Here is a 1,509-nt window from a genome sequence, read left to right on the forward strand (position 1 = left end):
TTGCTAGTATGCCCTAGAAAAGTACGGGTATAGTCTCCTGTGTATTCTTCCTGATTCCATTGCCACAAATTGATTCGACCATCCTCCCCGACACTAGCCAGAATTGTTCCATCAGCACTAAAAGCCATGTCAGCCACGGAGGTTTGGTGTACTCGCAGGCTATCAATTTCACGACCGTTTTTCAGCCACCATAATTTTAGATGGGCATCACTCCTGCTTCCCCCACTGAGTAGCACTCGCCCACTAGGACTAAATGACAGAGCATCCACAGCGGTTGAATGGGCTTCAATGGTACGCACCAATTGAGGAGTTCTCCAAGATTGAGCTTGGTATGAAGCCATTTCCGGCATAGCTGCAACCATTAGCCCCAGTCTTGGTTCCCTAGCATAGGTGCTACTGGTGACCACTGTCATGATCCCGAGCACAGTTCCCAAAATCGCCAACGGTGTTTTTTTCATTCTGCTTGTTCGCGTAGCGTGGCCTTTTGGCCAAGGTTAGGGCAAATCGTCTTACTTTTCACCGCGTCAGGGGGATGTTCTTGCCAACCGGAAATTATACCCAACAACTCGGACTTTAGTAGTTCCAATGCTTCTATTTGTTCGGTGATTGCCTCAATCTTGAGCAGTAGATGCTGCTTCACCGCTCCACAAGGTAACTCACCAAAATCATGAATTTTGAGGATGTCTTGAATCTCACTAAGGCTAAGTCCTAGGGATTGGGCACGTTTGATAAAAGCCAGTCGATTCAACACCTGCCTGGTAAACAGGCGATAGCCAGAAGGGGAGCGGGTTGTGACTGGCACAAGCAGACCAATTTCTTCGTAATAGCGAATGGTCTTCACGGGCAACCCGCTATAACTAGCTACCTGACCAATTTTGAGCCAGTCCTCTGATGAATTGGTGACAAGATCATTGGTAATTGGTAATTGGTAACTGACCACTAATAACTATGCTCTGCTCCATAAAACTTATGCTTGCCCTAGCTAATGCTAGTTAATGCTGTTTATTTCCTGCTTCTTTCGGGACTGTCGGCAGCACCCCGTCCACAGGCAGACACCGTAGAGCCCACGGCGTTTTTCAGATTTATCGCTGCGTTCAAATCCCTGTCCAGGATTAGACCACACTCACTACAGTTATACGTCCTGATTGGCAAGGGCATCTTCTGACGATGCCCGCAACTTGAACAAAGCTGAGATGATGGATAGAACCTATCCACCTTTACCAATTTGGCACCATACCACTGACACTTATACTCAAGTTGTCTTTTGAATTCATAGAATCCTTGGTCAGCGATCGAACTAGCCAGCTTATGATTAGCCATCATTCCCGATACATTTAAATCCTCAATTACCACCGTGCCGTGGTTTTTGGCTAAGTAAGTTGTGAGTTTTTCCAATGTGTCTTTGCGAATGTTGGCAACCCGTTGATGCTGTAATGCTAATCGGTTTACTGACTTGTACCAGTTCTTGGAACCTTTTGTCTTTCTCGACAAATCACGGTGTAATCTAGC

General features: G+C 46.4%; 2 protein-coding genes and 1 pseudogene. All 3 read right to left on the bottom strand.

Features of this window, described 5'->3' with window-relative positions; translation table 11 throughout:
• Positions 1 to 458 (bottom strand): annotated as a pseudogene (locus F6K49_RS48150) (WD40 repeat domain-containing protein); the annotation flags it as partial.
• Complete coding sequence (locus tag F6K49_RS48155) at positions 455 to 940, bottom strand: heavy metal-responsive transcriptional regulator (RefSeq protein WP_293109710.1); 486 nt, start codon at positions 938 to 940, stop codon at positions 455 to 457. The gene F6K49_RS48155 and the pseudogene F6K49_RS48150, both read right to left, overlap by 4 nt.
• A gap of 62 nt (positions 941 to 1,002) precedes the next feature.
• On the bottom strand, positions 1,003 to 1,509 hold a 507-nt coding region (locus tag F6K49_RS48160; RefSeq protein ID WP_293109713.1), incomplete at its 5' end, for an RNA-guided endonuclease TnpB family protein.

The organism is Moorena sp. SIO3I6, from assembly GCF_010672095.1.